The sequence below is a fragment of the Falsiporphyromonas endometrii genome (assembly GCF_042654485.1).
In the GTDB taxonomy this organism is placed as follows: Bacteria; Bacteroidota; Bacteroidia; order Bacteroidales; family Porphyromonadaceae; genus Porphyromonas; species Porphyromonas endometrii.
Genome location: NZ_JBHSGO010000001.1, coordinates 1 through 5,057 on the forward strand (window position 1 = coordinate 1; position 5,057 = coordinate 5,057).

The 5,057-nt window shown below is 41.4% G+C and carries 2 protein-coding genes; both read right to left on the reverse strand.

The features are described from left to right. A partial coding sequence (locus tag ACFO3G_RS00005; protein ID WP_380076770.1) for a DUF4372 domain-containing protein occupies nt 1-321 on the reverse strand: 321 nt, incomplete at its 3' end. Nucleotides 322-829: 508 nt separating this feature from the next. After that, nucleotides 830-4,507 carry a hypothetical protein gene (locus tag ACFO3G_RS00010; RefSeq protein ID WP_380076772.1) on the reverse strand — a complete coding sequence of 1,226 codons (3,678 nt, stop codon included), beginning with the start codon at nt 4,505-4,507 and terminating at the stop codon, nt 830-832. Between the last annotated feature and the right edge of the window lie 550 nt (nt 4,508-5,057).

Genomic DNA, 5,057 nt, shown 5'->3' on the forward strand with positions numbered 1-5,057 from the left:
CGAGGATAATTGATGGTGGTAAGTAGCATACAAATCACGATATATTGCCTCGAAGATCTCTTCAGAGCGTCTCCTATTGGCATCGGAAAGAGTACTCCTGGAGGTCATCATAAAGATGCTGAGATGCTGTAGCTTTCTCGCTTCTGCCTGCAAGGATGCGGTTATTTCGCGCAAGGAGTCAAATCGCATGATCACACCATAGAGCATGACTACTAAGTGAGTCCATGCATCAAAGCGTTTGATATAACGTTCGCCGTTCTTCTGGCGGCTTATTTCAAGGACTTTTTCCTTGTGTAGAAGATTTATGACCTGACTANGCATAAAGGCGATCTGTTTCGTTGCTTTCGGTATTCGGATTCGGTCACGTACATAAGTACGCTCTCGTCATCCTCAGCCTCAGCGCCTAACATCTCATCCTTACTGCAAAGTCTTGGGAGTATGCTCACAAACAATCGCTTTTGGTGCCTTGCACTATGGCCCTTCTTCAATGCCTTATTCTTAAAAAAGTTAGGGTCAAATTGCTTCGTTACCTGCAGGGCGAATAGTTTGATCACATACTAAGAGCTATTGCATAAAGGCGATCTGTTTTGTTGCTTTCGGTATTCGGATTCGGTCACGTACATAAGTACGCTCTCGTCATCCTCAACCTCAGCGCCTAACATCTCATCCTTACTGCAAAGTCTTGGGAGTATGCTTGTCATCTGCCAAGAATGATACTTTCTCTATTCTTTCTATCAATGGGTATGCTCACAAAGGGCTTCTAAAAAGAAAGGAGACAAACCCTTATATAAAGAGTCTGTCTCCTTGTATTTGTTAGGACTTTGATCCTTTATTTGATTACAACCTTTTCATTTCCAATGATGTATATGCCATTAGGCAGATCTTTGATTGCGACATCTTTCGTGACATTCTTTTTGATTAGGATGCCATCAATTGAATAGACATTGACTTTTTTGTCTGAATATGGTCTGACATCATCTATGCCTTCTCCTTGTTCAAATTGATATACATAAGTATGGTAGTTGTTTTTGTTGACCTCAAAATCATTGCCATAGATATAGATTGACAATTCGTTTGTATCTCTGTCATAGTCGATGGACAGTGTAGCTGCATGAGCATTAGTCTCTATTTTACCCATCTTGTCAGGATTGTAGCTGCCTTCTATCTTGATGGTATCGGTTTTTGATATGGGCATAGCCTTGCCATCATATTCAAAAGTTTTGAGCTCAGAGTTGTAGACAAATACAAAATCATCAAGTGCCAGCTTAGCTGTCTGTTCTGATTGGATAGATGCCTTGATAAGCATATAGCTCTTCTCTTTCCTATTGTTGTCGGAATAGACAAAAGGTATGCTGTATTTTGTCCAGTCGTTACTTGGATTGATTGTGGTTGTTGATTCGGCTATCTTATACTCTTTTTGGGCTTCCTTTACCGCCTCATCAGCCGGATCTCTATAGTCTGTATCGCCGTGAAGAATAGCTTTGACTTCACAGGCAGCTTCACCCTCTTTAGCAAACTTGGCATAAAAAGATATGGAGTCTGGCTGACCTTTGAAGAGCAGATGATTTTCGGTGTCTCGTTCGGTATAGCAATAGTTTTGATTGCTTTTGTAGTCTGAAGATGCCAAATTGATTCTTCCGGTAGTCAAGATGCTGTTGTTTTGGAGTAAGATTGCAGTCGCACTCTTGTAGCCTTCGGTCTTGGTGGTATTGCGAAGGATGGATTGCTTAAATGCTACTCCTGTTTCATCAATAGCGTTGGCAGAAACAATACTATACCAGCCATTGCCGGGTTCGTTGGCTTCTTCCCAGTTTTCCTCAAATCCTCCATTAGGCATCTGGTAGTTGGCAATATTTTCTTTCGGCTGCCTAAATTGGAATTTGTACACATGTTTGTTTTGAGGGTTGCTTTCGATATCATTTCCTTTGATTGTGACTGTCAGTATGGCTGAGTTGGAATCTATTTGAGTTTCCACCTTTGCAGCTCTGGCATTGGTGGAAATATTGAGTTTCTCGGGGTCATAAATCTTTCTGATCTTGACTGCCTCGCCGTTCTCCGGAATAGCTATTTCTTCATTATCGTAAGTGATTCTTGAAAGTTCGGAATTGTAGACAAATACAACGTTGTCTATGATTAATTTGCCTTTGTTTTCCTCATTTCCTTCTGAGTGGTTAATGGCGCTAAGAAGTATGTATTGTTTGTCTCCCGGTTGGTGATTTGTATAGACAAAAGGCTGACTATATCTCTTCCATTGAGGCTGGGATGCAATCTTTGCTTTTGCCTCAGCAAGTTTGTATTCTTCTTGTCCAACTTCGGAGGGGTTCCTAAAGTCTATATCACGGTGAAGAATTGCTTTGATCTCACCAAAGGAGTTATCATCTTTCGAATCAATATATTTGGCATAGAAGGCAATGGAGTCGGGCTGACCTTTGAATAGAAGGTGGTTGTCAGAAGCTCTGTCTGTATAATTGTAATTGTCCGGACTGTCCAAATCTTCCGATCCAAGATGGATGCGTCCGGTAGTCATATTTCCTTTGTCAAGGATCATTACAGCCGTCTCACTCTTATATCCTTCAGTCTTAATCAGGTTGTTAAGAAGAGTGGATTTTACATCTTTTGCCTTTGCTCCGAGTTGCTTTGTGTTGGCAGAGGCATAGCTGTACCAACCATTGCCGGGCTCGTTCGTATTGTCCCATTCTTCTTCAAAGTCACCATTCGGTAGCTGGTATGTAGCGACGTCTTGATGGGGTCTCCTAAATCTAAATTTATATTCGTGCTTATTGTCTTTGTTGATTTTGTAATCGTCACCAAATACAGTGATGGTGAGGATATTTGTTTCAGAATCGTAGCTCTTTTTCACTTTGGCAGCATAGGCATTTGTCTTGAGATCAATCTTTTCATAGTCATAGACAGCACTTATATAAGAGATCTCTCCCGGCGTAGGGATATTGATATCTTCTCCATCATAAGAGATCTTGGAAAGTTCGGAATTGTAGATAAATCTAAAGTCATCAAAATCCAATTCATCTCCTGTTGTAGCTCCGGGTGTCGGGTTGGTAAAGAGATTGATAAGCATATAAGAAGAGTCGGCCTTGAGATCTGTATAAGTCATGGCTTTCTCATATTTTACCCAATCAGTACTGGGCATAATGTCTACCACCGTTTCAGATAATATATGCTTTTTGAGTTGCTCTTTCTCTTCATCATAAGAGGGATCCTTAAATTCAATCTTATCATGAAGGAAGGCACGAAGCTGTCCGCCATATTCACCTTTGCCTCCTCTTTTGTACTTGGCATAGAATACAAGTGAGTCAGGGCGACCGGCAAAGAGAAGTTGATTGTTGTCAGACTTTAGATCTGTATAATTGTAGTTTTTATGGCCTGCAGGACTATTTTCTCCCATATGAATGCGTCCGGTAGTGAGGTTGCCATTGACATTGGTAAAGAACATCCATTTGGAAACAAGTTTGACAGCTGTGTTGCTGTTGTGTCCGGGAGTTAGCTTTTGAGTGTTTCCTTTCGAATTGTTGATGGCAATGTTCCCTTTCCAACCCAGACCTGTGGCATTGGCAGAGACATAGCTGTACCAGCCATTCCCGGGTTCGTTCTTATCTGTCCAATCGGTTTCAAAGTCGGAGTTGGAAACTTGATACGCCGCATCTATGCCCTCTTCCTCCTTTTCATCTTCTGAAGGGTCTGCCGGTTCGGGGATGATGCCGTTTTTGTTGAACTTAAATTGATAGATGTGTTTATTGTTCGGGTTGATGCTGATATCATTGCCAATAACTTCTACAGTAAGGAGATCTTGGTTTTCATCAAAAGAGGTCTTTACGATTGCTCCTTGTCCGTTTGATGTAAGTTTGAGCATCTTCGGATCATATCTATAGTCTGATATGCTTGTCTCTCCGTTATTGGGTATTGTAAGTTTAGCTTTGCCAAGCTGAGCATTTTTAAGTTCGGAGCGATAGACAAATGTAACATCGTCCAAAATCAGCTCATCTCCGGCTGTCGCACCTGGCTCCGGATTGGTAGTGACATTTATCAACATATATGTGGTATCAGCTTCAAGATTGGAGTATTTAAATTCCCCTTCGAAGCGAGTCCAGTCGTCCGATGGAGTGATGCCTATAGTAGTTTGTCCGAGAATATGCTTGGCCATCAAGACTTTCTCTTCTCCATGAGCCGGGTCTTTGAAGTTGATCTTGTCATGCAGGATTGCCTTTAGTTGACCATTGTAGTTGCCACTTTCTCCTCGTTTGTATTTGGCATAAAAAGTAATAACATCCGGCTTCCCGGCGAAAAGAAGTTTATTGCTTTCCGATTTAAGATCGGTATAGTTGTAGTTTTTGGGGTCTTTGGGCGACTGAGATCCCATGTTGATACGACCGGTAGTTAGGTTGCCATTAGCTTTTGTCCCGACAATTGACGATGAAGTTAGCTTGACTGCTGTTTTGCTGTTATAGCCATCAGTAGAAGATGTATTTCCTTTGGACATGTTTTTTGCCATGTTACCTATTCCGCCCAAATTAGTCGTGTTGGCTGAGACAAAGCTATTCCAGCCGTGCCCGGGCTCATTGGGATCAACCCATGCAGTCTCAAAGTCTTGATTGGGTATTTGGAATACTCCATCATGGGGCTGGGGTTGAGGGTCCGGTTGAGGATTTGGATCCGGGTCCGGTTGAGGATCCGGTTTAGTACCATTGTCCTTTACTCCATCAAAAATAGTGGTGATAGGAGTCTTGGTAGAACCATTGATCCATAGTACCGTAACATCTGCATATAGCCGATTTCCTTTGATGAAACTGGTGCTTTCGTTGATCTTGGCTGTAGCCTTAATCTGGCCATTATTGAGAGAAAGATCTACCGGGTCGTTTGCTCCAAATTTTAGAAGCTGTTTAAATTTAATTGAAAAACAATCTTATACAAGGTGTTAATATATTGAATATCAGTAGGTTAGCTGATTTATTATTTGTAACTTTATGATTATCAAACAATTAAAGTTATGGAGCAATATTCAACCAACCTGACTGATAAACAGTGGCAAGTTATCGAAAAAA

What these genes read in the sequence shown, in the direction of transcription:
- ACFO3G_RS00010 (WP_380076772.1), bottom strand. Translation starts at nt 4,507, where the DNA reads ATGGCAAAAAACATGTCCAAAGGAAATACATCTTCTACTGATGGCTAT.